This is a genomic window from Krasilnikovia sp. MM14-A1004, assembly GCF_047159485.1.
Taxonomy (GTDB): Bacteria; Actinomycetota; Actinomycetes; order Mycobacteriales; family Micromonosporaceae; genus Actinoplanes.
The window spans coordinates 1,690,230-1,713,536 of record NZ_AP038773.1; the positions used below are offsets into that span (position 1 = coordinate 1,690,230).

General features: G+C 69.6%; 21 protein-coding genes and 1 pseudogene. 14 read left to right on the top strand and 8 right to left on the bottom strand.

Features of this window, described 5'->3' with window-relative positions; all coding sequences use genetic code 11:
- The first annotated feature begins 16 nt into the window (after positions 1–16).
- The 3 genes from ACMCNN_RS07770 (at position 17) to ACMCNN_RS07780 (ending at position 4,089) form a co-directional block, all read left to right on the top strand.
- The gene (locus ACMCNN_RS07770; RefSeq protein ID WP_412745496.1) at positions 17–1,978 is read left to right on the top strand and encodes an N-acetylmuramoyl-L-alanine amidase; all 1,962 of its coding nucleotides are present in this window, start codon (positions 17–19) and stop codon (positions 1,976–1,978) included.
- Between the two features lie 39 nt (positions 1,979–2,017).
- Positions 2,018–3,526, top strand: coding sequence for a glycoside hydrolase family 3 protein (locus ACMCNN_RS07775; protein WP_412745497.1), 1,509 nt, complete (start codon positions 2,018–2,020; stop codon positions 3,524–3,526).
- A gap of 254 nt (positions 3,527–3,780) precedes the next feature.
- The gene (locus ACMCNN_RS07780) at positions 3,781–4,089 is read left to right on the top strand and encodes a hypothetical protein (RefSeq protein ID WP_412745498.1); all 309 of its coding nucleotides are present in this window, start codon (positions 3,781–3,783) and stop codon (positions 4,087–4,089) included.
- A gap of 132 nt (positions 4,090–4,221) precedes the next feature.
- Here the strand turns inward: ACMCNN_RS07780 and ACMCNN_RS07785 are convergent, their stop codons facing one another.
- From ACMCNN_RS07785 to ACMCNN_RS07795, 3 genes are all read right to left on the bottom strand, one after another.
- Positions 4,222–4,701, bottom strand: coding sequence for a hypothetical protein (locus tag ACMCNN_RS07785; protein WP_412745499.1), 480 nt, complete (start codon positions 4,699–4,701; stop codon positions 4,222–4,224).
- Between the two features lie 22 nt (positions 4,702–4,723).
- Positions 4,724–5,308, bottom strand: coding sequence for a hypothetical protein (locus ACMCNN_RS07790; protein ID WP_412745500.1), 585 nt, complete (start codon positions 5,306–5,308; stop codon positions 4,724–4,726).
- Between the two features lie 180 nt (positions 5,309–5,488).
- Positions 5,489–5,734, bottom strand: a complete 246-nt coding sequence (locus ACMCNN_RS07795; protein ID WP_412745501.1) for a hypothetical protein — start codon at positions 5,732–5,734, stop codon at positions 5,489–5,491.
- Between the two features lie 362 nt (positions 5,735–6,096).
- Between ACMCNN_RS07795 and ACMCNN_RS07800 the strand changes: the two genes are divergently transcribed.
- A complete protein-coding gene (locus ACMCNN_RS07800; RefSeq protein ID WP_412745502.1) occupies positions 6,097–7,263 on the top strand; it encodes a fibronectin type III domain-containing protein in 1,167 nt (388 codons plus the stop codon).
- 98 nt (positions 7,264–7,361) lie between these two features.
- Here the strand turns inward: ACMCNN_RS07800 and uvrA are convergent, their stop codons facing one another.
- Positions 7,362–9,845: an excinuclease ABC subunit UvrA gene (gene uvrA, locus ACMCNN_RS07805; protein ID WP_412745503.1), complete on the bottom strand. Its 2,484-nt coding sequence runs from the start codon at positions 9,843–9,845 to the stop codon at positions 7,362–7,364.
- Between the two features lie 156 nt (positions 9,846–10,001).
- Here uvrA and ACMCNN_RS07810 point away from each other — a divergent pair, with 156 nt between their 5' ends.
- The 3 genes from ACMCNN_RS07810 (at position 10,002) to ACMCNN_RS07820 (ending at position 10,977) form a co-directional block, all read left to right on the top strand.
- Positions 10,002–10,178: a hypothetical protein gene (locus tag ACMCNN_RS07810; RefSeq protein WP_412745504.1), complete on the top strand. Its 177-nt coding sequence runs from the start codon at positions 10,002–10,004 to the stop codon at positions 10,176–10,178.
- Positions 10,179–10,214: 36 nt separating this feature from the next.
- Complete coding sequence (locus ACMCNN_RS07815) at positions 10,215–10,457, top strand: hypothetical protein (protein WP_412745505.1); 243 nt, start codon at positions 10,215–10,217, stop codon at positions 10,455–10,457.
- Positions 10,458–10,620: 163 nt separating this feature from the next.
- On the top strand, positions 10,621–10,977 hold the full coding sequence (locus ACMCNN_RS07820; RefSeq protein ID WP_412745506.1) for a VOC family protein: 357 nt from the start codon (positions 10,621–10,623) through the stop codon (positions 10,975–10,977).
- Between the two features lie 190 nt (positions 10,978–11,167).
- Here ACMCNN_RS07820 and ACMCNN_RS07825 read toward each other — a convergent pair whose 3' ends face one another.
- Positions 11,168–11,995, bottom strand: coding sequence for an alpha/beta fold hydrolase (locus ACMCNN_RS07825; protein WP_412745507.1), 828 nt, complete (start codon positions 11,993–11,995; stop codon positions 11,168–11,170).
- 57 nt (positions 11,996–12,052) lie between these two features.
- Between ACMCNN_RS07825 and ACMCNN_RS07830 the strand changes: the two genes are divergently transcribed.
- The gene (locus ACMCNN_RS07830) at positions 12,053–12,763 is read left to right on the top strand and encodes a TetR/AcrR family transcriptional regulator (RefSeq protein WP_412745508.1); all 711 of its coding nucleotides are present in this window, start codon (positions 12,053–12,055) and stop codon (positions 12,761–12,763) included.
- 22 nt (positions 12,764–12,785) lie between these two features.
- On the opposite strand, the gene ACMCNN_RS07835 is transcribed toward ACMCNN_RS07830, so the two are convergent.
- Both ACMCNN_RS07835 and ACMCNN_RS07840 read right to left on the bottom strand, forming a co-directional pair.
- A complete protein-coding gene (locus ACMCNN_RS07835; protein ID WP_412745509.1) occupies positions 12,786–13,523 on the bottom strand; it encodes an EAL domain-containing protein in 738 nt (245 codons plus the stop codon).
- Between the two features lie 241 nt (positions 13,524–13,764).
- Complete coding sequence (locus ACMCNN_RS07840; RefSeq protein ID WP_412745510.1) at positions 13,765–14,127, bottom strand: response regulator transcription factor; 363 nt, start codon at positions 14,125–14,127, stop codon at positions 13,765–13,767.
- 262 nt (positions 14,128–14,389) lie between these two features.
- On the opposite strand from ACMCNN_RS07840, the pseudogene ACMCNN_RS07845 reads away from it, so the two are divergent.
- The 6 genes and pseudogenes from ACMCNN_RS07845 to ACMCNN_RS07870 all read left to right on the top strand — a co-directional run.
- Positions 14,390–14,626, top strand: a pseudogene (locus ACMCNN_RS07845) (GAF domain-containing protein); the annotation flags it as partial.
- 6 nt (positions 14,627–14,632) lie between these two features.
- The gene (locus ACMCNN_RS07850) at positions 14,633–15,382 is read left to right on the top strand and encodes a sensor histidine kinase (RefSeq protein WP_412747094.1); all 750 of its coding nucleotides are present in this window, start codon (positions 14,633–14,635) and stop codon (positions 15,380–15,382) included.
- Between the two features lie 100 nt (positions 15,383–15,482).
- Positions 15,483–18,284 (top strand): DEAD/DEAH box helicase, encoded by a 2,802-nt coding sequence (locus ACMCNN_RS07855; RefSeq protein ID WP_412745511.1) that lies wholly within the window; start codon positions 15,483–15,485, stop codon positions 18,282–18,284.
- 498 nt (positions 18,285–18,782) lie between these two features.
- Entirely contained in the window at positions 18,783–18,986 is a 204-nt protein-coding gene (locus tag ACMCNN_RS07860; RefSeq protein WP_412745512.1) for a cold-shock protein, read from the top strand.
- 173 nt (positions 18,987–19,159) lie between these two features.
- Positions 19,160–19,441 carry a hypothetical protein gene (locus ACMCNN_RS07865; RefSeq protein WP_412745513.1) on the top strand — a complete coding sequence of 94 codons (282 nt, stop codon included), beginning with the start codon at positions 19,160–19,162 and terminating at the stop codon, positions 19,439–19,441.
- Positions 19,442–20,171: 730 nt separating this feature from the next.
- Positions 20,172–21,374 (top strand): extracellular solute-binding protein, encoded by a 1,203-nt coding sequence (locus tag ACMCNN_RS07870; protein WP_412745514.1) that lies wholly within the window; start codon positions 20,172–20,174, stop codon positions 21,372–21,374.
- Positions 21,375–21,613: 239 nt separating this feature from the next.
- Here the strand turns inward: ACMCNN_RS07870 and ACMCNN_RS07875 are convergent, their stop codons facing one another.
- Positions 21,614–23,035 carry a diguanylate cyclase gene (locus ACMCNN_RS07875; protein ID WP_412745515.1) on the bottom strand — a complete coding sequence of 474 codons (1,422 nt, stop codon included), beginning with the start codon at positions 23,033–23,035 and terminating at the stop codon, positions 21,614–21,616.
- Between the last annotated feature and the right edge of the window lie 272 nt (positions 23,036–23,307).

Below are 23,307 nucleotides of genomic sequence, written 5' to 3' on the forward strand. Positions count from 1 at the left end.
CGTGATCGGAGGTTCGATGCCACCCTCACTGACCCGTGGTGTCGCCCTGACGACCGGCGCGGCGCTCGCCGCGCTGCTCGTGCCCGGCTTCACGGCATACGCCCGCCCCAGCGCCGCCACCGACGGCCGACAGCACGCATACGCCGAAGCGGCGGCGTCCCACCACGTCCCGGAGGCGGTGCTGCTGGGTGTGTCCTATCTGGAGTCCCGTTGGGACACCAACGGTGGTCTTCCGAGTACCAGCGCGGGGTTCGGCCCGATGCACCTGACCGACGCCACGTCTGTGGCGTCGATGCCCCCACCCGCGGCGGCCAGGGAAGCAGACACCCACGTCCGCGGTGACGGCGGGCGGGCGCCGCTGGTCGCGATGCCGGACGGCGATGACGCCCCACCGGCCGGTGCGGCGCAGACACTGGATGCGGCCGCCGCGCTGACGGGCCCGGGCAAGGCCACGCTGCGGCGGGATCCGGCAGCGAACATCAACGGCGGGGCGGCGCTGCTCGCCACGTACCAGCGGGATCTCGGCGCGCCGCTCACCGGCGACGTGTCGCAGTGGTACGGCGCGGTGGCGAGGTACGCCGGCACGGCCGACCGGGACGGCGCGGCGGCCTTCGCCGACGAGGTGTTCGCCACGATCCGCTCGGGTGCGGACCGGGTCACCGACGACGGGCACCACGTACGCCTGACGGCGACCCCGGTCACCCCGGACCGGTGGTGGCTCGACCGGCTGGGTCTGCGCCGGACGGTGCGGCCCAGCGGGCTCGAATGCCCCAGCGACCTGTCGTGTGAGTGGCTGCCCGCGCCGTACCAGCAGCTGTCGGCCGACCCGGGCGACTACGGCAACCATGACCTGTCCGACCGTCCCCGCAATCAGAGCATCGACTACATCGTCATCCACGACACGGAGGAGAGCTGGGCCACCGCGGTCCGGCTGGCGCAGGATCCCACCTACGTGGCCTGGCATTACACCGTCCGCTCCGCCGACGGGCACGTCGCCCAGCACGTCCCGACCCGGGACGTGGGCTGGCACGCGGGCAACTGGTACGCCAATGCGAAATCGATCGGCATCGAGCACGAGGGTTTCGCGGCGCAGGGAAGCTGGTACACCGAGGCGATGTACCGAGCCTCCGCGAAGCTGGTGCGCTACCTGGCGACGCGGTTGGGCATCCCGCTGGACCGTCAGCACATCATCGGTCACGACAACGTGCCCGGGAGCACCGCGGCAAGCGTGGCCGCCATGCACTGGGACCCGGGCCCGTACTGGGACTGGGGGCACTACTTCGACCTGCTCAGGGCGCCGTTGCGGAGCGGGGGCACCGCGCGCGGCGGGTTGGTCGTCATCGACCCGTACTACGCGGGCAACACCCCGGCGTTCACCGGATGCAGCGGCACCGCGACCGACCCCTGCCCGCCGCACGGCTCCTCGGCGGTGATCCTGCACACCGCACCGTCCGAGACCGCTCCACTCGCCGCCGACGTGGGGCTGCACCCGAACGGCGAGCCCTCCACCATGGTCATCTCGGACCACGCGGCCCGTGCCTCGGCGGGCCAGGTGTACGCGCTGGCCGACGTTCGTGGCGACTGGACCGCGATCTGGTACCTCGGCCAGGAAGCGTGGTTCCACAATCCCGTCTCCGCACCCACCGCCCGGTGGACGACCGGACTCGTCGCGACGCCCAGGGCCGGCAGAGCCACGATCCCGGTGTACGGCCGGGCCTATCCCGAGCCGGCGGCCTATCCCGCCGGGGTGCCCGTGCAGCCGATCGTCCCCTTGCAGTACACCTTCCCGGCAGCGCAGCGTTACGCCGTCGGCGGCATCGTCTCCAGTGAGTACTACCGGACCACGACCTTCGACGGCTCCCGCCCGGGCGACTGGACGGTGATCCGCGGCGCCCTGAGGTACGTCCAGATCCAGTTCGGCCACCGGGTCATGTTCGTCGACCTCGCCGACGTCGACGTGCTGCCCGCGCGGCGATGAGGTCGGCTGTCCGGCACCCGCCTTGCCCGAGGAGGGTCGTTGACCGGCGCACATGGTCGTAGCCCTCGCCTGAGCCGGCTGGCCGACGCGGTGCTGCACGCCGGATTCGTGGGCACCGTCCCACCGGCCTGGCTGATGCGCCGGCTGGAGCACGGGCTCGGTGGTGTCGTGTTGTTCGGCCGTAACGTCGAGGGCGGGGAGCAGGTCGCCGCGCTGACCGGCATGCTGCGACAGGCCAACCCGGACGTGACGGTCGCGGTCGACGAGGAGACCGGCGTCGTGACCCGGCTGGAGGCATACACCGGCAGCACCCGGCCCGGCGCCTACGCGCTCGGCGCCGTCGACGATGTGGCCCTCACCGAGGCCGTTGCGGAGGATCTCGGCTGGACGATGCGCGAAGCCGGCCTCACCCTCAACTACGCGCCCGACGCGGACGTGAACTCCAACCCCGACAACCCGGTGATCGGAGCCCGGTCGTTCGGCGCCGATCCGCACCGGGTCGCGCGCCACACCGAAGCGTGGATCCGGGGGCAACAGCGGGCCGGCGTAGCGGCCTGCGCCAAGCACTTCCCGGGCCACGGCGACACCAGCACCGACTCGCACCTGGAGGCCGCCGTAGTCACGGCGTCCCGCAACGAGTTGACGGCCCGCGAGCTGCACCCCTTCCGGGCCGCGATCGCCGCCGGCGTCCGCGCCGTGATGATCGGGCATCTGCTGGTGCCGGCCCTCGACCCGCGGTCGCCGGCGACCGCCAGCCGCGCAGTCATCACCGGGCTGCTCCGCGAGGAGTTGGGCTTCACCGGGCTGGCGATCACGGACGCCATCGAGATGCGCGCGGCAACCATACGGTACGGACTGCCCGGCGCGGCAGTGCGGGCACTCGCCGCCGGAGCCGACATCGTCTGCGTGGGCGGCGAGCATGCCGACGAGTCCACGGCCACACTGCTGCGCGACGCGATCGTCGACGCCGTGACCGCCGGCCACCTGTCCGAGCGGCGGCTGGCCGAGGCCGGCGGTCGGGCCGCGGAACTGGCCCGGTGGAGCAGCACGTACGCGGGCGGGCGACCGCCGCGCCGGGACGGCACGATCGGCATGGCCGCCGCCCGCCGCGCCGTGCGGGTCACCACGCGCGGTGCCGATCCGGCGTTGCCGCTGCGCACCGCGCCGCACGTGGTGGAGTTGTCCGCCGGCATGAGCCCCGTCGCGGGGCGGGAACCACCACCCGACCTGGGACACCTAATGGCCCGCGTGCGGCCGGGCACCACGGCGGTGCGGCTCGCCATGGCGGACGTCCGGGACGGCCGTTGGCAGCACGAGGTGCTGGCAGCGGCCGGGGACCGCCCCTTGGTCGTCGTGGTCCGCGATGCCCGCCGGCATGCGTGGATCTCCGACGCGCTCACCGTTCTGGAATCGGCGCGCCCGGAGTGCGTCGTGGTGGAGACGGGGCTCGTCGGCCACCCGCGCGGCGCGGTGTACCTGTCCACGCACGGCAGCAGCCTGGCCTGCCGGCAAGCCGCTGTGGAGGTGTTGGTCGGCCGCGTGAGCTGACCCCGCCGAGCCGGACGCGGATCCCGTGAGCACCCATCAGGTGAAGTCGCACGCCCAGCATACGCTCAAGGAGTCACCCACCGGCCGCCGCGCCACCGGTCGCGTCCTCCGCGAGCGAAACAGGCGTCAACCGCTGGCACACTGGGGAAATGCGCTGCTCAATCGGAGCGGGCTGGTTCATCCAGCTGCCAGACGGTTGGACCCGAGTCGACACCGACCGCACCGCGGTCATCTGGCAAGCTCCAGGCAGGAGCGTGCGCGTCTTGTCGGGGGTCGAGTACCGATGCGCGACAACCCTCGACGTCCTCGCCGACATCGAGCGCGACCTGCCGCCGAACCCCACCGGCAAGGTCAGCGAGGGTGGCAGCAACGGGGTCGGTTTCCGCGCCGCGTGGTTCTACCGCCACCCCGGTCAGGGGCTGCGGTATGCCCTGCTCGGCTACAGCTTCACCGGTGTTGAGGCGACCGACTACGTGGAGACCTTGTTCCACAGCGAAGACACCCACGACGCCGAATGGGCCTTCACCGCATGGCGGTCCGTGACCCACGAGCCGGGTTGGTGAGTCGTAGCGCTACCGGGTGGCAGGTCCTCGGCCGTGTCGGGGGCACGCAGGGCCGGGAGGGTGCCACCGATCCCACTCGGTCGCTAGCGGTGCTGTCGGTTGCTGTACGTACCGCGCGTCTGGTCGTTGCGGTCAGAGTTGCCGCAGGGCCGCGACCCATGCCAGCACCTCGTCGACGTCGGTACGGTTCCAGCCGACTGCCGGGTTGATCGAGACGAGCAGCGTGGGCGCAGAGCGCTCGGCGGCCCAGCGCCTGCCCGCGTCCGTGTGGTTGTCGTCAATCCAGGCTGCCGGACGGTCGCCGACAACTTCTGCCACCGCCGGCACCTTCAGCTCGGGAGCGAACGGCACGGGCGGAAAACGCACGACGGGCAGGGGTTCGACTCCCAGCAGTGGCAGATAGTGCGTATTGGCCTGCTCGCCCCAACCTGTCGCCCACCACAGGTCTCCCACCGCCGCCAGCTCGTGGATCCACTCGCCGTGGGCGATGCAGTAGCGCTCCGGTCCCTCACCCGGGAAGAACTCGCGCTCGACGTAACCCTCCGGACAGACCGGGGCGTCGAAGGGGTTGAGGACACCATCGAGGTCGAGCAGGAGGACGGGTTGGCTCACGACGACACCGTATCCCTGGCCTTCAGCCCGGGAACCGAACCGATTCAGACAGATGGTTGTTTGTTGGGTGACCGTTCGGGCTCATGGCTCGGTCCTTCGCTGCGCTGTCGTTCTGCGTCGGCGCGTCGGGGAGAACAACGGCGGCGACGAGGGCGGCGGTGCCGATAAAGCCGAGCCAAAGGCCGCCGAGATAGTCGATCGTGGCGTTATAGGGATCCGCGTCCGAGGGCAGGTCTTGTCCCGCTACTAAGGAATGTGCGATTGCCGTCCCAGCACCGAACATCACGATCACCAGAAGAATCGCCAGCACGCTGGCGGTGATGGCGAGCGGCCGGCGCCACCGCGGCAAGCGCCACGAAAGGGCGACCAGGACGAGCAGGAGCGCCCAGTCGGCCACCATGTCGATGCGAGCGCCCTGCAGCCCCGCGAACCCGTACGTTCTGACCTCGCTTCTCGCGTACGTCAAGGGGCTCCCGAGGGAAACGAAGGTCGAGTCCTCCGGAATATGCAATCGGACCCACGGCGCCCAGACCGACCCCATGACAAGCGCCACCCCAAGCGCAGCCAGGCCCCACCGCCGCCACCAACCAGCACGAAGTCGATCCACGCGCGCATGGTGCCAGCCACGTGACCAACCTGTCATCGTCCGCCCGGTGATTCTCGGCGCCTATCTGACCGGCGCGGGCCTCGCTTTATAGGTGGACATCGATGGTATGGCCCGGGGCCTCGGCCGCCGTTCGAGGCCGCCGAAACGCGCCGACGCTCGCACGTGCCAGTCGTCCTGACGTTATGAGGCGCTGGCCTTGAAGTGGTAGGTCCGCCCGGCTACTCCCCGGGTGAAGCCGTCCGGCCAAAGGTCCAGCGACAGCGCGGTGTCGCCGATGATAGCCATGGCGATACCGGTCGGTTCCATGGGCAATGCGGCACCACCGAGCGATAGTTCGTCGGGTACCCACAGGTCTATGCGGCTGCCCGACCCTGCGCGCTGGCGTAGCTCGTCGCACAACGCTTCCACCGACTGGGGGATGCTCATGACGCATGATCAGATCACGCGCGACACCGCAGCGCCAGATGCCTCGGACTGACCCGTGTTACGAACATCCGGCTGACCGCAGGGTGACGTGTGGACGCCGCATCCGCTCCATGGGTAGGTCCGCGCGTGTGCCGCAGGCTTGCAAGCAGCCGGATCCGGCTCGATGTCGCCCGTACCCCTGGACGCGAATTTCGTTCGCAAGACAATACGATTGGCTTCTCTATTACTTTTGTCATGTTTCAGTCGTATTAGTGGCTAACGTGGTCCCAGGGGCTCACCGGAGCACCGGATCTTGCACATCGGGGGACTCAATGCGACAGCGGCTCGGGTCATTGGCGCCTCACCCACATGGGCGGCGCCTGTTGCGGCGCGCTGCCGCGGTTCTGACATTCGTCACGGCGCTCGGCCTGCAGGCCACTCCGGCCCAGGCCATCGCCTCTGCGACAGCCAAGGCCGCGAACGCCGGCGCGGTGCAGAAGTCGCACGGGAACCGGAGCCTCCGCGCGGACGGGCTGGCCGCGCCGACGAACGTCACCGCCGAGACCGCATCTGAGGGCATCCACGTCAGCTGGGACCCGCTGGCCGAACCCCCGGGGGTCCAGTACTCAGCCTTCGCCAGGCCGCACGGGTCCACCGATCCGGGTTTCGGATGCTTCGAGCCCACCTCCGAGCCCGGCGACAGGCTGGGGTGCACCATCAGTCACGACCTCGACCCCGGCGCCGAGTACGAGGTCTACGTGATAGCCATGAGCGGTCCCGACAGATCGGATCCCGCCTTCGTCGACGGACTGGTCACGGCCGGCGGCACGGCGCCGGCACCGGAGGCGCCGACGATCACCACGGTGAAGGCCGGGCGAGGCGCACTGACCGTGAACTGGGAGAAGGTGCAGTTCACGACCAGCTTCACCGCGAGGGCGGTGGCGGCCGACGGCGTCAGCCCCGGCGGATCCTGCCAAGCCTCGAAGGCCCTCTCCTGCACGATCACCGGGCTGTCGGCCGGTGTCACCTACCGGGTCTCCGTGACAGCGACCGGGCCGGGCGGCACCTCGCCGGCCAGCGCCGGTGTCACCGGAATCCCGACCGGGGTGGCGACGGCGCCGCCGGCGCCGCCGAAGGACGCCCCGAGCATGGAGTCCGATGTGAACCAGGGCGAGACCCCGGCCGCCGGAAGCGACATCACGGTGTCCGGCGACGGGTTCAAGGCGGGCACCACCGTCGAGGTGGCGCTCTACTCGGAGCCGAAGGTTCTGGCGCACGCGGTGGTCGCTGCGAACGGCTCGTTCTCCACCACCGTGACGATCCCGGCCGCATACACCGGCGCGCACACGTTTGTCGCCGCCGGCCTCGGCCCGAACGGCAAGGTCCGCTACCTGACGTTGCCGGTCACCATCGCCGCCGCGAACAGCGGGCTACCGGTGACCGGCACACCGGTCACCGCGCTGGCACTGTTCGGCCTGGCGATGTTGATCGCCGGCGGCTACACGGTCTCCGCCACGCGGCTTCGGCCGCCACGTACGCCAATGCGCTGATCTGAATCAATTGCGCACGGCTGGGCCGCAGCTCCACGCCCACGGATCATCGAGGCGATCGAGTACGTCATGAAGCGCTGACGGCCGGGGAGGTTCGCTCACGAGCGTGCGAGGCGGCGCGCCAGATGGCGCCCGGTCGCGCTGTCCCCGGCCTCGGCGATCGTGGCGGGAGGGCCGGTCGCGACGACCCGGCCGCCCGCGTCCCCACCGCCCGGGCCGAGGTCGATGACCCAGTCGGCGCCGGCGATCGTGTCCAGGTCGTGCTCGACCAGGACGACGGTGTTGCCGGCGTCGACGAGCCGGTGCAGTTGCCGCAGCAGCAGCGCGATGTCCGCGGGGTGCAGCCCCGCGGTCGGCTCGTCGAGCAGGTAGAGCGCGTGACCGCGGCGGGCCCGCTGCAACTCGGTGGCGAGCTTGATGCGCTGGGCCTCGCCACCGCTGAGCTCGGTCGCCGGCTGGCCGAGCCGCAGGTAGCCCAGCCCCACCTCCCGGAGCGTCTCCAGGCTCCGGGCGGCGGCCGGGACGTCGGCGAGGAACGTGGCGGCGTTGTCGACGGACATTGCCAGTACGTCCGCGATGGTCTTGCCGCGGTAGGTCACCTCCAGCGTCTCCGCGTGGTACCGCGCGCCGTGGCAGGCCGGGCATGGCGCGTACGTCCCGGGCAGGAACAGCAGTTCGACAGCGACGAACCCCTCGCCCTGGCAGGTCTCGCACCGCCCCTCCGCGACGTTGAAGGAGAACCGCCCGGCCGCGTACCCGCGCGCCTGCGCCTCGTCTGTCGCCGCATACAGCTTGCGTACCGCGTCGAACATTCCGGTGTAGGTGGCCAGATTGGACCGGGGCGTGCGGCCGATGGGCCGCTGGTCGACCCGGACCAACCGGTCGAACGAGTCGAGCCCCGCCGCGTCCCGCACGTCGACGTCGAGCTCCGCCTCGTCGAGTTCCCCCTCGTCGGGCTCGTCGCTCGCCAGCCCGAGGTGGCCGCGCACGACCTCGGCGAGCACCTGCGTGACCAGCGTCGACTTCCCGGAACCGGACACCCCGGTCACCGCGGTCAGCACCCGCAGCGGCACGTCGATGGACACGCCGTGCAGGTTGTGGCGGGAGACGCCGCGCAGGTGCAGCCATCCCCGGGGCGTACGCGGGCGATGGTCGAGTGGCTCGGCACGGCCGAACAGGTACCGGCTGGTGGCCGACTCCTCGACCTGTTCGAGGCCGGGGACCGGACCGCTGTACAGCACACGTCCGCCGCTCTCGCCCGCGCCGGGGCCGATGTCGACCACCCAGTCCGCCCGCCGGACGACGTCCATGTCGTGCTCGACGACGAACAGCGAGTTGCCCGCCGCCTTCAGCCGGTCCAGCACGTCCAGCAGCGGCTCCGCGTCGGCCGGGTGCAGGCCCGCGGAGGGCTCGTCGAGCACGTAGACGACAGCGAACAGCCCCGAACGCAACTGGGTGGCGATCCGCAGGCGCTGCGCCTCACCGGTCGACAGCGTCGTCGAGCGGCGCCCGAGGCTGAGGTACCCCAGGCCGAGGTCGAGCAGCACCTCGACGCGCGCGACCAGGTCGGCGCAGAGCCGGACCGCGACCTCTGTCGTCTCCCCGGACCGGGCGCTCGGCGTGGCAGCCCCGGCCCCGGACAACCCCGCGGCGGGCCGCAGGAGCGCCACGACGGCGGTGAGGGGCATCGCGTTGACGTCGGCGATGGTGCGGCCGGCGAAGGTCACCGCGAGCGCCTCCGGGTGCAGGCCACTGCCGTGGCACACCGGGCAGGGCACGCTCCGGACGAACCGCATCGCCCGCTCGCGCATCCGGTCGCTCTTGGAGTCGGCGAGCACGTGCATGACGTGCCGACGGGCGCTCCAGAACTTCCCGTAGTAGCCGCTGTCGATGCGGCCCGGTTCGGGCTCGACGAGGACGGACGGCTGCTCGTCGGTGTAGAGCAGCCAGTCCCGGTCCTTCTTCCTGAGCTTGCGCCAGGGTCTGTCGATGTCGATCCCCAGGCCGCTCACGACGCTGCGCAGGTTGGCGCCCTGCCAGGCGCCCGGCCAGGCCGCGATGGCGCCGTCGCGGATGCTCAGCGACGGGTCCGGGACGAGCAGGTCCTCGGCGACGTCGTGTACGACGCCCAGTCCGTGACACCGTGGGCAGGCGCCGGCCGCGGTGTTGGGGGAGAACGCCTCGGCCTCCAGCCGGGGGGCGTCCGGCGGGTAGGTCCCGGCGCGCGAGTAGAGCATCCGCAGCAGGTTGGACAGCGTGGTGATGGTGCCGACCGTCGACCGCGAACTGGGTGCCCCGCGACGCTGTTGCAGGGCCACCGCTGGGGGCAGGCCGGTGATCTCCTGCACGTGCGGTGCACCGACCTGCTGCAACAGCCGGCGGGCGTACGGCGCGACGGACTCGAAGTACCGGCGCTGCGCCTCGGCGTAGAGCGTGCCGAAGGCCAGCGAGGACTTGCCCGAACCGGAGACGCCGGTGAAGGCGACCATGGCATCGCGGGGAAGGTCGACGTCGACGTTCCGAAGGTTGTGCTCGGCGGCGCCCCGGACGCGCACGAACCGGTCATTAACGTGCTTTTTCACCAGATCTGCTTACCCGGTTCGGCGGCGCCGAATCACTGGGGGTCCCTGACCAGCCTGAGGAGGTCGAGGCCGGCGTTGATGACCAGGAGAGCCCATGTACCGAGCCGGTGATCCGGACATGGTGGACGTCGCCTACGTACGCTGCACTATCTCCTTGTGGAGGAGACCGATGGTGCCGTCGGGCTGGTCGCCGTCGGGGTGCCGGCATCGACCCTGTTGGCCGCCGCGATCGCGCTGGCCCGCCCAGTGATGATGATGCTCATGATGGGCGGCATACACGGCGGCGCCGACGGCGTCTCGCCTGTGGGGTTGACTTGCCCGCCCCGGCTTTAATCGATCATGATGACCGGCGTCTGCAAGGAGCTGACAGTGATCGAGCACCCCTACGAGCGGTCGGGACCGCTTCAGGGCATCATGGCCATCAGCCTCATCATGGCGGTCATCTTCCTCACCAATGCCAATTTCTGGGCCGAGGCACGCCTGGCGGCCGTGATGTCGTTTGCCTTGTTCCTGGTCAGCTTCACGCTGTACTTCGTGACTTGGCTCTTGCATGGACACGCAGCCTGGCTGAGGAGTCGCGACAGCGCGGAGGAAGTAAACGACGCCCGATAGCCATCACGCCCACGGCCTCACGGGCGGAGTTGCGCGGGTGCAGGGCTGGAAGCCCTGGCCGCCGGGCGCCCCGGGGTCTTCGACGGCCGTTCCGCAGAGATCAGCGCTGAACGAGCACCCCTCGATAGGGTGCTCGTTCATGACGAGCCGGATAGGTGACATCGTGATCGACTGCTCGGACCCTGAACTCCTGGCGGAGTTCTGGTGCAGCGTCCTGGGGTACCGGATCCTCGATCGGGACGAGACCGGAGTGGCGATCAGGGGAGCGACGGTCAGTCCGGACATCCTGTTCATCCGTGTGCCGGAACGCAAGGCCACGAAGAACCGCATCCATTTCGACGTGTGCGCCACCGACGGGGATCAGCAGGTGGAGTTGGCCCGGCTCCTTGCGTTGGGCGCCAGGCGGTCGAGCATCGTCGCCAGCGGGTCCTGGGTCGTGCTCGAGGACCCGGAGGGCAACGAGTTCTGCCTGATGTCGAAGCGGATTGCACCGGAACCGGAACCGTTTCACGAGGTGTGAGCGTGACGGGCTGACGCCGACGTGGCCGCTGCCGGTCGCGCCGGGAGCGAAGCGGCAGGGCGCGCCCGGCCGGCAAAGCGGCTACCCAGGACCACCACCGAGACCCTCACAGATGTGCGACACATGTCCGCGAGGGCGCGGATCGTGGCTGCCACATCCGTGGCAATCCGTTCGGCCCCCGGGTCGGGCGTCACCGCTGACTCGTCCGGTCCGGGGCGGCGAAGAAGTCGGCGAGCGGGTCGATGAGCCTGCGGGGCGCCCGGTTCAGCCCGTCGTGGCCGCTGCGGGGAATCGGCAGGACCCGTGCGCGCGGCAGGGCATGCAACAGCTCCTCGTTGAGCCCCACGTAATAGGACGGACCCGCGGTGCCATAGGTCAGCAGCACGTCGGCGGCGATCCCCGACCACTGCTCGGCGGGACCGTCGTGCAGCCGGATCTGATGCGACTCGTCGAGGGTCATCGGCAACAGGTCACCCATGGTCCGGCCGATCGGCGTACGCAGAAAAGCGCGGCACAGCGCCACGCGGACCCCGAGCGGAAGCCGTGCCGTCGGCGAGTGGGTGTTGATGCCGCCGGCGGTGATGGCCATGCTCCGGGCGACGTCGCCGTCGCGGGCGGCCTGGCGTGCGGCGTCGAGCCAGGCGGTGGGGAAGCCGCCGTTGATGCTGATCGCCGCGTCGTAGACCGCGAGCCGGTCGATCGGTAACCGCAGCGCGGCCCGCAGGGCGATGAAGCCGCCGGAGCTGTGCCCGAGGACGTTGCGGGCGCCGGTGTGTTCCAGGACGGCGGCGAGGTCGTCGATGTCCTGGTCGAAGGTGTACGGCTCGGTGCGGGCGGCGGCGTCCGCGCGTCCACGCCGGTTGTAGAGGTGCACCGTGAACCGGTCGGCCAGCTTGTCGGCGAGCCGGCGGTAGATGCCGATCGTGACGCCGCCGCCGTGCACCACGACGATGCCCGGTCCGCTTCCGGTCGAGTGCAGCACGATCGCCTCGCCGTCGCGTGCCGTGATCCGCTCCATGACCCCTCCCACCAGCCGACTAAACTGCGAACGTCGTTTGCAGTTTACAGTGGGTCGGTGAGCGACGCATCCACCCGTTCCGGCGGCGACCGGCAGCCGATCTGGACCAGGCCCGAACGCGGCAGCCGCGGCCCCGCTCCCTCGCACAGCCGGGACGCCCTCGTCGCGGCCGCCGTCACGATGGCCGACGACGCGGGAATCGCCGCGGTGTCGATGCGCGCCGTCGCCGCAGCGCTGGGCACCAGCGCCGGAGCGCTCTACCGGTACGTGTCGTCCCGCGACGATCTGCTGGACCTGATGACCGACCGTGTCGTCGGCGAGCTGCGGCCGTACCCGCAGGCGGACGGCGACTGGCTGGACGCGATGCTGCTGCTGGCCCGCGGCCAGCTGGCGTTGTATCGGCGCCACCCCTGGCTGCTCGACGTGATGCATCGGACGTCCGGTGCCGGCCCCGAGACCCTGGCGTGGTTCGACACCTGCCTACGGATCCTGGAGCCCGTCGGCTGTGTCGTGACCGCCAAGTTCGAGGCGATCGGGCTGATGACCGGCGTGGTCGGCCTGTTCGCCCGGAGCGAGGCCAGCGCCGCCTCGTTCAGCTTCGCCGGGGTCGACTTCGCGGCCTATCCGTACCTCGCCGCGGCGTTCACCCAGCCGGCCGGACCCGGCACCCCGCGCGACCTCTTCGACCGCACCCTGCGCATCCTGCTGACCGGGCTGCTCGTCACCGAACCCCGGCCTGACGGATCACCGGATCTTGGGTTGGTCTGAAACTGGCGAACTCGGAAGGGGGTCACGGCCACAAGGGCTGGGGCAGGGGGCCGGGGCGGGCCATGAAGTAGCCCTGACCGAGGCGGACCCCGAGTTCGATGAGTGTGTCGTATTCCGCGGGGGTTTCGACGCCCTCGGCGATGAGCATGGCGCCTGCCTCGTCGGCGAACGCGACCAGTGCCCGGATGAGGGCCGCCCGGATCGGGTCGGTGTCGATACCGCGGGTGAACATGATGTCGAGTTTGATGATGTCGGGGTGTAGTTGCAGGATGTGGCTGAGGCTGGCGAAGCCGGCGCCGGCGTCGTCGACGGCGATCAGGATCCCGGCGGCACGGAGTTCGCTGGTGGCCTCGCGCAGGGCGGAGTAGTCCCCGACCTCGCTGTGTTCGGTGATCTCGACGATCACGTTGCGGTCGGCGTGCGCGATCAATGTCGCGCGTACCCCGCGGTTCAGCAGCGCCTCGACGGAGAGGTTCGTGGTCAGCCAGGCGCCGGGTGGGATGTCGTCAATGCTGTTGAGGGCCTGCTGCAAGGCCAGCAATTCCAGCTCCACGCCGATGCCGGCCTCGGCGGCGGCCGCGAACGCGTGTGCTGGGCTGTCGAAGTGCTCCTGGTCGAAGCGGGCGAGTGCCTCGTAGGCCAGTACCGACCCGTCCTGGAGTTGGACAACCGGTTGGAAGGCCATCCGGACCGCCCGGGAGTCCAGCACGTGCCGTACCGTGCAGCGAGCTGCAGGGTCGGCGGACAGTGTCGGCGTCATGACCCCACGTTCGCCTGCGCAGGTCATCGGCGGGTCAAGCAGCGATCAGGATCCCGGCGGCTTTCGCGCGGTGAACCCGCGCGGGCAGACCACGGTGCGAATCCAGGACGGCGTCAACCGTCGACACGTACGCCGGGACGAGCACCGAGCCGGGGGCACGGCCCGCGACCGGGCCGTCGTTGGCTTTCTCCGGCCAGACCACCGCCGGGGAGCTTGTGTTCGAGGTGTGTGATGTCGCCGATCAGTGCGCCGACGTCGTCAGGTTGTGCACCGCGGTGCACAACTGGCTGCGGGTGAACGGCTTGGGCAGGTGCCGTCCAGCTGTAACGCCGCGACGCGCGAGGATCTGTGAGTCCCACATCGCCGTCGCGAACAGCGCGGGCAGGTGGGGGTCGCGGTCCCGCAGAAGCTGCCACAGCTCAATGCCATCGACGCCGGGCATGTTGATGTCGAGCACTGCGGCCCGGGGCATGCCGTGTTCGTCCACCGCGGCCAATGCCGAGGCGGCGCTGTCGGCGACGATCACGTGGTGGCCGTCGGCACGTAACCAGTAGGCCATCAGATCCCGGATGTCGACCTCATCGTCAACGACCAACAGGTGCATTGGGGCCTCCCGGCAGTTGTCTCCCCATTCCCATCGTCAACCGAACTCCGCCTCTGAGATTCATCAGACCTTTCGCCCGGCGCTGGGGATCCGAATCGGGCACTCGCCATCGTTTCACCCCCGAGGGCGGGCTCCTGGCCCTCTGATTCAGTGATCGTGGGCCTGAGGTGACCACGTGGTGGTCTGACCGATGATCAATGGATGAGGCTGGTGGTGGTCCTGTCGTGCGGGCGGATGTACCGGACCGGCTGTACCCGAACCAGGGCTGGCCGGCACCGCCTGGCAATGCCGCGAACCGGTGGTGGTCCCCGACGTGCACGCCCCCGGCAGCCCGTCCGCGGCACGTACGGCCGCCGCCGGTCGGCTCCGCGCCGGGCTCGGCGTGCCGATCCTCAGCGGCGGCAGGGTCCTGGCCGTGTTCAGCCTGTTCGCCGAGACGGCCGAAGGCCCCGCTCCGGATTTGCTGGCCCACCTGACCGGGATCGCCGCCCAGGTCGGCCAATTCCTGGAACGGCGCCGCGCCGAGCAACTCCAACAGGCGCTCGCGGCCAGCAAGGACGAGTACCTCAACCTGGTCGGCCACGAACTGCGCAGCCCGTTGACCATCATCGCGTCCTACCTCGACCTCATCGGCGACCCGGACGCTGACCCTGACCCCGGCGTCGCCGAACTCATGCCCATGATCGACGCGATGCGCCGCGCCAGCGACAGGCTCCGCAGGCTGGTCGATGCCCTGCTGGATCTGTCCGGACTCGACTCCGGCCACGCCCAGATCCAACCGGTCGATGTCGACCTCGCCGCGCTGGTCGCCGCGGCCGTCCGCGACACCCGACCGAGCGCCACCGCGAAACACCTCGACCTCACCGCCGCCCTGCCGGAGCGACTTCCCGCTTGCGCCGACCCGGCCCGGCTCACCCAACTGGTCCGCATCCTGCTCGACAACGCCGTCACCTACACCCCACCCGGCGGCCGCATCGAGGTCGGCGCCGCCGCCACCGACACCGACGTCGACATCCAGGTCAGCGACACCGGCGTCGGCATACCCGCCCATGAACGGCCACGCGTCTTCGACCGCTTCCACCGCGGCGCCATCACCCTCGAACAATCAATCCCCGGGGCCGGCCTCGGCCTGTCCCTCGCCCAAACGATCGCCGAACGCCACCACGGCCGCATCACCGTGACCCCCAACCACCACCGCCCCGGCACCACTTTCCACGTCCACCTGCCCAAGCAACCCGCCCCCGAACCCGCATAGCGGCCGATTCCTCGTCCTCCTCGGGACTTTGCCGCGGACGCTGTCGTGTGGTGGATGGCTGGGGGTGGGGCCAGCCAATTGACCTTCCGCGGCGCCCATCGTGGCCAGTGCCGCCGACGCGTTCGGCAGTCTGATCCCGTCGCCAGCATTCGGCAGGCAGAAATCCGCGCGCCGCTGCACGGACGTGGCTGGAGGACTTGGCCTCGACCTTTCGGGTCAACCGGGATGGATATGCACGTCTCGGAGCATTCGGGCTCGCTGGCTTATTGATGTGCCCAGGCAGACTGGCGTAATGGACCGGACCGAGCTGCGTGCCTTGATAGCCGACTTCACCCAGTGGAGCCGGCAGGCCGCGGCCGTTCAGCGCCGGCACGCCGCCGTGCGGGAGGCTGCGGATGCTGCCGAACGCCTCCTGGAGTCACGCGCCGTCCTCGTTCAGCACGCACGACGCAACGCTTGGCGGATGGTGCCGCTGGAGCGCAAGCACAGCTCCGTCGTGCGGCCCCTGCGCGAACGCGCCGTCCTGCCGACGCTCACCCGCGGCGATCAGGCTCTGATCCGGCTGTTGGCGGTCGAAGTGCCCCGCGCGCGGGCCGACGTGAACGCCGCCCTGGGCCTGCGGCGCTATCTCGCCGGGCCGGGCAGGCGCCGGCGGGCCGAGGCGTCTGCCGCGTTCCTGCGCCGTCAGCATGACGTGTTCGCGGAAACGGGCTGGCCGCAGCGGCTCAAAGAGCTGAGTGAGCACACCGTCAACGACAACATCGGCGTCGAGGCGCTGGTCGATCCCACGCTCGGTGTCGTTCCCGAGGATCCGGCCCACAGCCCCGAGGTGATCCAACGGTCCGCGCTCGATGGCCTGTCCAAGGCGCTGGCCGCCATCGACAGGATCGTGCAGGCCGAGGCGGAGTACCGCGCCGCGGCCAGGGACGCCGCGATCACCGTGCGGCGGGTCGACACGATGCGCGTGCTGCGGGAGATGTCGGCCGATGCGTTGAAGACAGCGACCCGTGACCGGCTCCGGCTCGGCGGCCTCGGCCCGGCCGGCATCCACACCGTCCAGCAGGTCCTGGCCAACGCCGCCACCCTGTCGACGATGCCGGGCGTCGGTGAGGTGTCGGCGCGACACATTCTCGGCGCGGCGCAGACGTTGCGGCACACGACCTTCGAGGAGACGCCGGTCCGCATCGACGTCAACCGGCGCAGCCCCGAGGAGACCGAACTGCTGCGCTGCCTCGCCGAATGGGACGCCCGCCGCCGCACCAGGGGCGCCGCCGCCGACCTCGAACGCGCGGCCGAACTGGCGCCGATCGTGGCGGGGCTCACCTTCTCCACATCGCATCTGCTGGTGGTCCCGCTGCGGGAGCTGCCGGTGAGCGAGCTGTGGGAGAGCATCAACGTTGTGCGGCACCGGGCCGAACAGTTGCGTCGCACCAAGCCGTCGGGCCACCGGACCCGCGACCCGTGGGAAGACTTCCTGGCCCGGCCGGCCGACTACTTCGCAATGCTCGCCGAACTTGGCTTCCTCACCGGCGACGAGGAGGCCACGCACGGCAATCTTCCCGACGACATCGTCAAGGCGGTGCGCGACCAGCCGCTCAACGGCGAACATCTGAAGGCATCGCTGCGCGGCTATCAGAGCTTCGCGGTGCGGTTCGCCCTCGTGCAACGCAAAGTAATCATCGGTGACGAGATGGGCCTCGGCAAGACGTTCGAGGCGATCGCCGTGCTGGCACACCTGCGCAGCCGGGGCGAGAACCGCTTCGTCGTGGTGTGCCCCGCGGCCGTCGTGACGAACTGGGTGCGGGAGGTGACGAGCAAGTCGACCCTGAGCGCCCACCGCGTGCACGGTGCCGACCGGGACCACGCGGCCAGCGTCTGGGAACGCGACGGCGGCGTCGCGGTCACCACGTTCGAGACGCTGGCCGCGTGGCAGCCCGGTCCCAACCTCGCCTGTGTCGTCGTCGACGAGGCGCACTACATCAAGAACCCGAACGCACAGCGTTCCGTGCGCACCGCCGCCATCGTCGAGCGCGCCGCCCGCGCCGTGCTGCTTACCGGCACACCGCTGGAGAACAAGGTGTCGGAGTTCCGCAGCCTCGCCTCATACGTGCGGCCCGACCTGACGGTCGACAGCGACGGCGACGCGCTGTCGGCGAAGGCGTTCCGCCGCCAGATCGCACCGGCGTACCTGCGGCGCAACCAGGATGACGTGCTGTCCGAGCTACCGGGGCTGGTGGAGGTCGACGAGTGGCTGCCGCTGTCCAAAGAGGACGCTACGGTCTACCGGGCGGCGGTCGACAGCGGAAACTTCATGGAGATGCGTCAGGCGGCGATGCGCCAGGGCGCTAAATCCGAGAAGTTGCGGCGGCTTGTCGAGCTCGTCCGCGAGGCGGAGGGAAACGAGCGGAAGGTCATTGTCTTCTCCTACTTCCGAAGCATTCTCGATCTGGTGACGGCGGCCCTGCCGGGACCGGTCTTCGGGCCGCTCACCGGCTCGGTCAGCTCCGACGAGCGACAGCAAATGGTGGACCAGTTCTCAGCGGCACAGCACGGAGCCACCCTCGTAGCGCAGATTGTGGCCGGCGGTGTCGGGCTCAACGTCCAGGCCGCATCGGTGGTCATCTTCTGCGAGCCACAGCTCAAGCCGACCATCGAGGCGCAGGCAATCGCGCGAGCGCACCGGATGGGTCAGGTGCGTTCGGTGCAGGTGCACCGGCTACTGTCCGAAGAGAGTGTCGATCAACGTATCGTCGAACTGCTGGAGGCGAAGCGAAAACTGTTCGAGGACTTCGCCCGAGGCAGCGACATCGCCGACGCGGCGCCGGACGCGGTCGACCTGTCCGAGGCCCAGCTGGCCCGCGAGGTCGTCGCATCGGAGCGGAAGCGGCTCCTGAGCTCCTGAGCGGAACGTCTGCTTCAGGTGTGCTCGGATCTGCTCGTTCTTCGGCATCACGATCCGCGGGGCAGTCATGCCGCGTTCTCCACAGCGGGCCATGCGCTGCCGGCGCTGGCTACTCGGGCGTAGAGCATTCGAGGAGGTGGGTGGGCGCCGCCGGGGCCACTCGTCGCTCCTGTGTCAACCCGCTGCCGGTATGGCCAGGTTTCACCAATGAGGTGCGGCTACATTTCCGGATCTTGCAAGTATGTGGCTCACTGTGAACCCGGTCAGCGTCGTGCAGGTGGGTGACCTGCTTCACTCACTGCTGTGGGACGGCGGCAGACTGTGTGCTAATCTGACCAGGTTGCTGTTTTGATTTCCGTAGACGTTTCCGGCGCCTGATGGGGTATCTGAACCCGTGCAGGCGCTTTTCGTTTTTCGTGTCGTTTCGACGCGGGTGATCAACTCGGCGGCGTTAGAGTCCGCACAGTGCGGTCTCTAACAGCCTGCGAAGGAGCAGACATGACTACAGGCACCGTGAAGTGGTTCAACGCCGACAAGGGTTTCGGCTTCATCACCCCGGACGGCGGCGGCGCCGACGTCTTCGCCCACTTCTCCCAGATCTCCACGAGTGGCTTCCGCAGCCTCGAGGAGAATCAGAAGGTGGAGTTCGACATCACCCAGGGCCAGAAGGGGCCGCAGGCGGAGAACATCCGCCCGCTCTGACCCTCGCTCTGCGAACGGCGGCCCGACTGATTCAGCGGGCCGCCGTTCGGCATCTCACCCGCACACCACGGCATCCGGAAGATCATCTGATCGACTCGATGCCCCGTCCTCTTGATGCCGGGCAGACAGCCGGAACCGTCGGACCACGGCGCGACAACCCAAAGGACATGACTATGACGACGACCTACTCGGGCCCTGCGAGGCTGATCCTGGTCGGCGGCGCCTGCGTATCCGGCATGGCCTCCCTCAGTACCAACCAGCGCGGCGGAGTCAACGGCTGGGGCGGCACGTTCCGTCCGGACGAGGTCACGACGGACCTGCGGAACGCCGTCGAGGGGGTTCAATTGGAACTGCCCTACGATCGGGTGGGGACAGTCGCCGTCACCGGCATGCGCAAGCTACTCGCGACGCAGGTGCTGATGTCACTGGCGGGCCGTGGACCCGCACCCTTCTGACGGTGCGCCGCACACCTGCCACCCGTGGAGTCGGAAGTCACGAGGCTTCTCGACGCTTGTGGACATGAGGCGTACCTCGCTCTGCATCGGAACCGGTGCGCCCACATGGGGAAATGTCGAGGTGCAGGAGGTTGAAGACCACGCGTGCAAGGCGGTGTTTCCGGGCGCGGAGGGCTTCCAACCCGGTGTCTCCGCCGGTTCGTCGGCGCTGGTAGAAAGCATGGCCGAGACCGCCGAGCCGGATCTGAGCGACGGCGATACGGTGCAGGGCGGCGTTGAGCTGCCGGTTCCCGCCCCCGGGCGAGGCGGTGGCGGTTGGTGCGGCCAGATGACGCGGGGATCGACGCGACGCCGGCATGCAGGCAGAGCGGGCCTCGGAGCGGAACCGGGCGATGTTCGTGGTCTCCCGACGATCTTCGCGGCAGTCAGGGCACAGCGCGGCCGTGCGGTACGCACATGAACACCACTCTCATCCTGCGCGCACACGCGGGCATTCTCCGCCAGGGGTGATAGTCGCGCTCCGCCGGGACCAGGGCCTCGCCGGCCATGATCCACGGGGGCCGCGACGCGGCCGGTCGACGCGGAGGGCGTACGGGGATAAAGAGGCCGTCGGCGCTGCCGATGTTGAGAGAACGATGGCGCGATCGAGGCGCCGCCGAAACAGCGCCGTGACGCCCGGCAGGATGCGAAGGAAGTGCTCGTGATCGCGAGAAGGGGCCGACGCCTCTGGATGGCAGGCGCGTTGGCGGGCGTACTGGTGGCAGCCGCTGCCTGCGGTGGTGGCCAGGAAGGCACCAAGGCGCGGCGGGAGGCGGCCGAGCTGACGCTGTGGACGTGGGCGTCCTCGCCGGCTGAACAGAACAACCTTTCCCAGATCATCGACAAGTACAACAAACTCGGCAAAGCGATCGTGAAGCTTCAGACGATCCCCGAATACGATTCGATGCTGGACACGGCGCTCGCCGGCAACAACCCGCCGGACCTGTTCTACCTCAACGACCACAAACTCGGCGACTACGCCAAGGCCGAAAAGATCGTTGCCTACGGCGACCGGCTGGACAATCCCCAGGATTTCTATCCCAGCCTGAGGGACTCCTTCACGTACCAGGGCACCTTCTACTGCGCGCCAAAGGACTTCTCGACGCTCCAGCTGGTGTACGACGTCGACGCCTTCAAAGCCGCCGGCCTGGAGAGGCCGCCGACGACCTGGCGGGAGCTGGCGGCGTACGCCGAGCGGCTGACCAAGCCGGGGCGGCCCGGATTCGTCAACAACGCCGACTTCTACCGCTGGGGCGTCTTCATGCTTCAGGCCGGTGCGTGGCCGACCAACGAGGCGCGCACCAGGATGACCATGGACACCCCGGAGATGAGGGCCGCTCTGCGATACGTCGCGGACGGGCTGCGCGGCAAGTACTTCGCCATGGCTTCCACCGTGGGCGCGAGCTGGGGCGGGGAGGCCCTGGGCAAGCACAAGGCGGCGATGACCATCGAGGGCAACTGGATCAGCGGCGCGATGGCGACTGACTACCCGAGTGTGCACTGGGCCGCCGCGGAGCTGCCGGCGGGGCCGAAGGGCAAGGGCACGTTGGCGTTCTCGGTCTGCTTCGGACTGACCAAGGCGAGCAAGCACCAGGCCGAAGCCATCGACTTCGTCAAGTACGTGACCGCGGCCGAGCAGCAGGTGCAGTACACCAATTTCGGTCCGATGCCGTCACGCAGGTCGGCTGCGGCGCAGTGGCTGAGCGCGAATCCACTTCTCAGGTCCTTCGTGGGTGGCGCGGAGAACGCCCATACCTCGGTGTTCGTCCCTGGCTTCGATCCGGTCAAGGGCACGATCGACGACGGCCTCGCCCGACTTGCCAGAGGCCAGAAGACGGTGGATGAGGTTATCGCGGCCACTCAGCAGGCAGGTGCCGGCGCATTCGGCGGATAGGGCCGCCCGCGTCTCGCCCATGCCACGGTCGGCGGCGGCTTCGGCCGGACCCTTTGGCGAGCTGAACCGGTCAGGAACCCCGCTCCGTACCGGCACTTCACGTGCTCGGCCTGGAACCGCGCCGTACGCTGTGCTTGCGAACGGCGTTGGCGACCGTCCGGTCGCGGTCAGCTCGCCGTGGTCGAGCGCCGGTTCGTGCGGGGAAAGCAAGGGCTGACGGTGCGGGGTCGGGGGCGGCGCTACGAAATGTGCGACGGGTCGCGATGCTGGTCGGCGTCCTCCGCACCCGAGTGCGGGCGGCTGCGGGCGCGATTGCGCTTCTGGCTGTACATCGCCACATCGCCCTGGCTCAGCAGTTCGTCGAGGGAGCACGGAGTCGCGGGGTCGAACCGGGCGAAGCCGACGCTGAGCGACAGCTTCGGCTCCTCGGCCATGTTGTAGTCGACCAGCAGGGCCTCGATGCGCCCCGCCACGGTCGTGGGGTCGGTGACACCGGTCAGCAGCGCGCAGAACTCGTCGCCGCCCAGCCGCGCCACGGGGTCCCCGTCGCGGACCGCCCCGTTCAGCAACCGGGCCGCCGCCACGATCGCCGCGTCCCCGGCGGCGTGCCCCAGGTCGTCGTTGATCCGCTTCATCTGGTCGATATCGACGAACAGTGCGGTGAACGAGACGCCTGTGCGTACCGCGTCACGGCGGATGTCCTCGCCGACGGACCGGAAGCCCCGCCGGTTGTACAGACCGGTCAGTGGGTCGCGTTCCGCGACTGTGCGCAGTTGCCCGAACTGGTCGTTGAACGCCGCGGCGAGCTGGTGCAGCTCGCGGGTGCCGGCGGGGTCCAGGGCGAATGTGAGGTCCTGCGGGTCGCGGCCGGCGAGCCGGCGGGCGTAGGAGACGATCGCGCGACCCACCAGGCCGTGCATGCACCACAGGACCACAGCCATGCCGAACGAGATGAACACGGCCAGGACTGCGAGCACGGTGACCGACACGGCGGTGTCCTTGCGCGCGGCGTCCACCTCCCGGGTCGCCGAGGCGTTCAGGTCGTCCCGGAACTGGTTGATGAGCCGGCTGAAGTTCTCCTTCTTGTGCATGTAGGTGGGGTCGAACAGCACCCGCGCGGCGGTCGAAGCCTTTTCCTCCGCGTCGAGTGCCTGGTCCATGGCGGAGAGCCGGTACGCGGCGACCTGCGGCGGCATGGCGTCCCTGTCCACGCCGTCGGCTTCCAGGGCCAGCCGCATCGATCGGATCTCGGTGGCCATGAGCAGCTCGGAGTCGTACTTGGCATCGCTCAGTGGCTCGAGCAGGTCCGGGTCCGCACCGAGGGCCCTGAGTCGCTCGATCACACGCTGCTGGGTCTGGATCCCGTTCACCTCGTGCCAGTAGGCGTCCAGGTTTCGCCGGTCCCCGGTCACGGCGAAGATCCGTACCTGGAGGGCGAGGAAGTCCGCGGCGTCCGCCATCTGCTGGGACAGCTGCATGAACGCGGTCTGGCGGGCGCGGGCCGCGTCCTCGCGGCCGATGGCGCTCTTGACGTTGAAGACCGCAGCGATCAGCGCCACCGACATGACGGCGAACGCGGCGCCGAAGCAGAGGGTGAGGGCAGCCTGCTTGGGCGGCCGCCGACCGCCGGGGTCGGATCCGGTCGATCTGCCGATCCTCAAGAGCCGCACCGTAACTCTTCCTCCCGCAAGAAGCTCCCCCTCGCGCTCAGGCGTGCGTGTGACCGCCGGAATGCCCGTTTGGCCGGGCGGGGCGCGCCCGTAGCGGCGGGGGGCTTCGTCGCTTCGGCCACCACGGTCACACGCGTGGGTAGCGGTTAGGGTCTCGGATCGTGTCACCTCAGGTGACCACCGTCAGACCCGGCTCCGCCTGCCTGATCTTCCCCATCGAGCGAGGCAATCAGGCGGCGACCTGGTCGCGGCCGGAGCGCTGG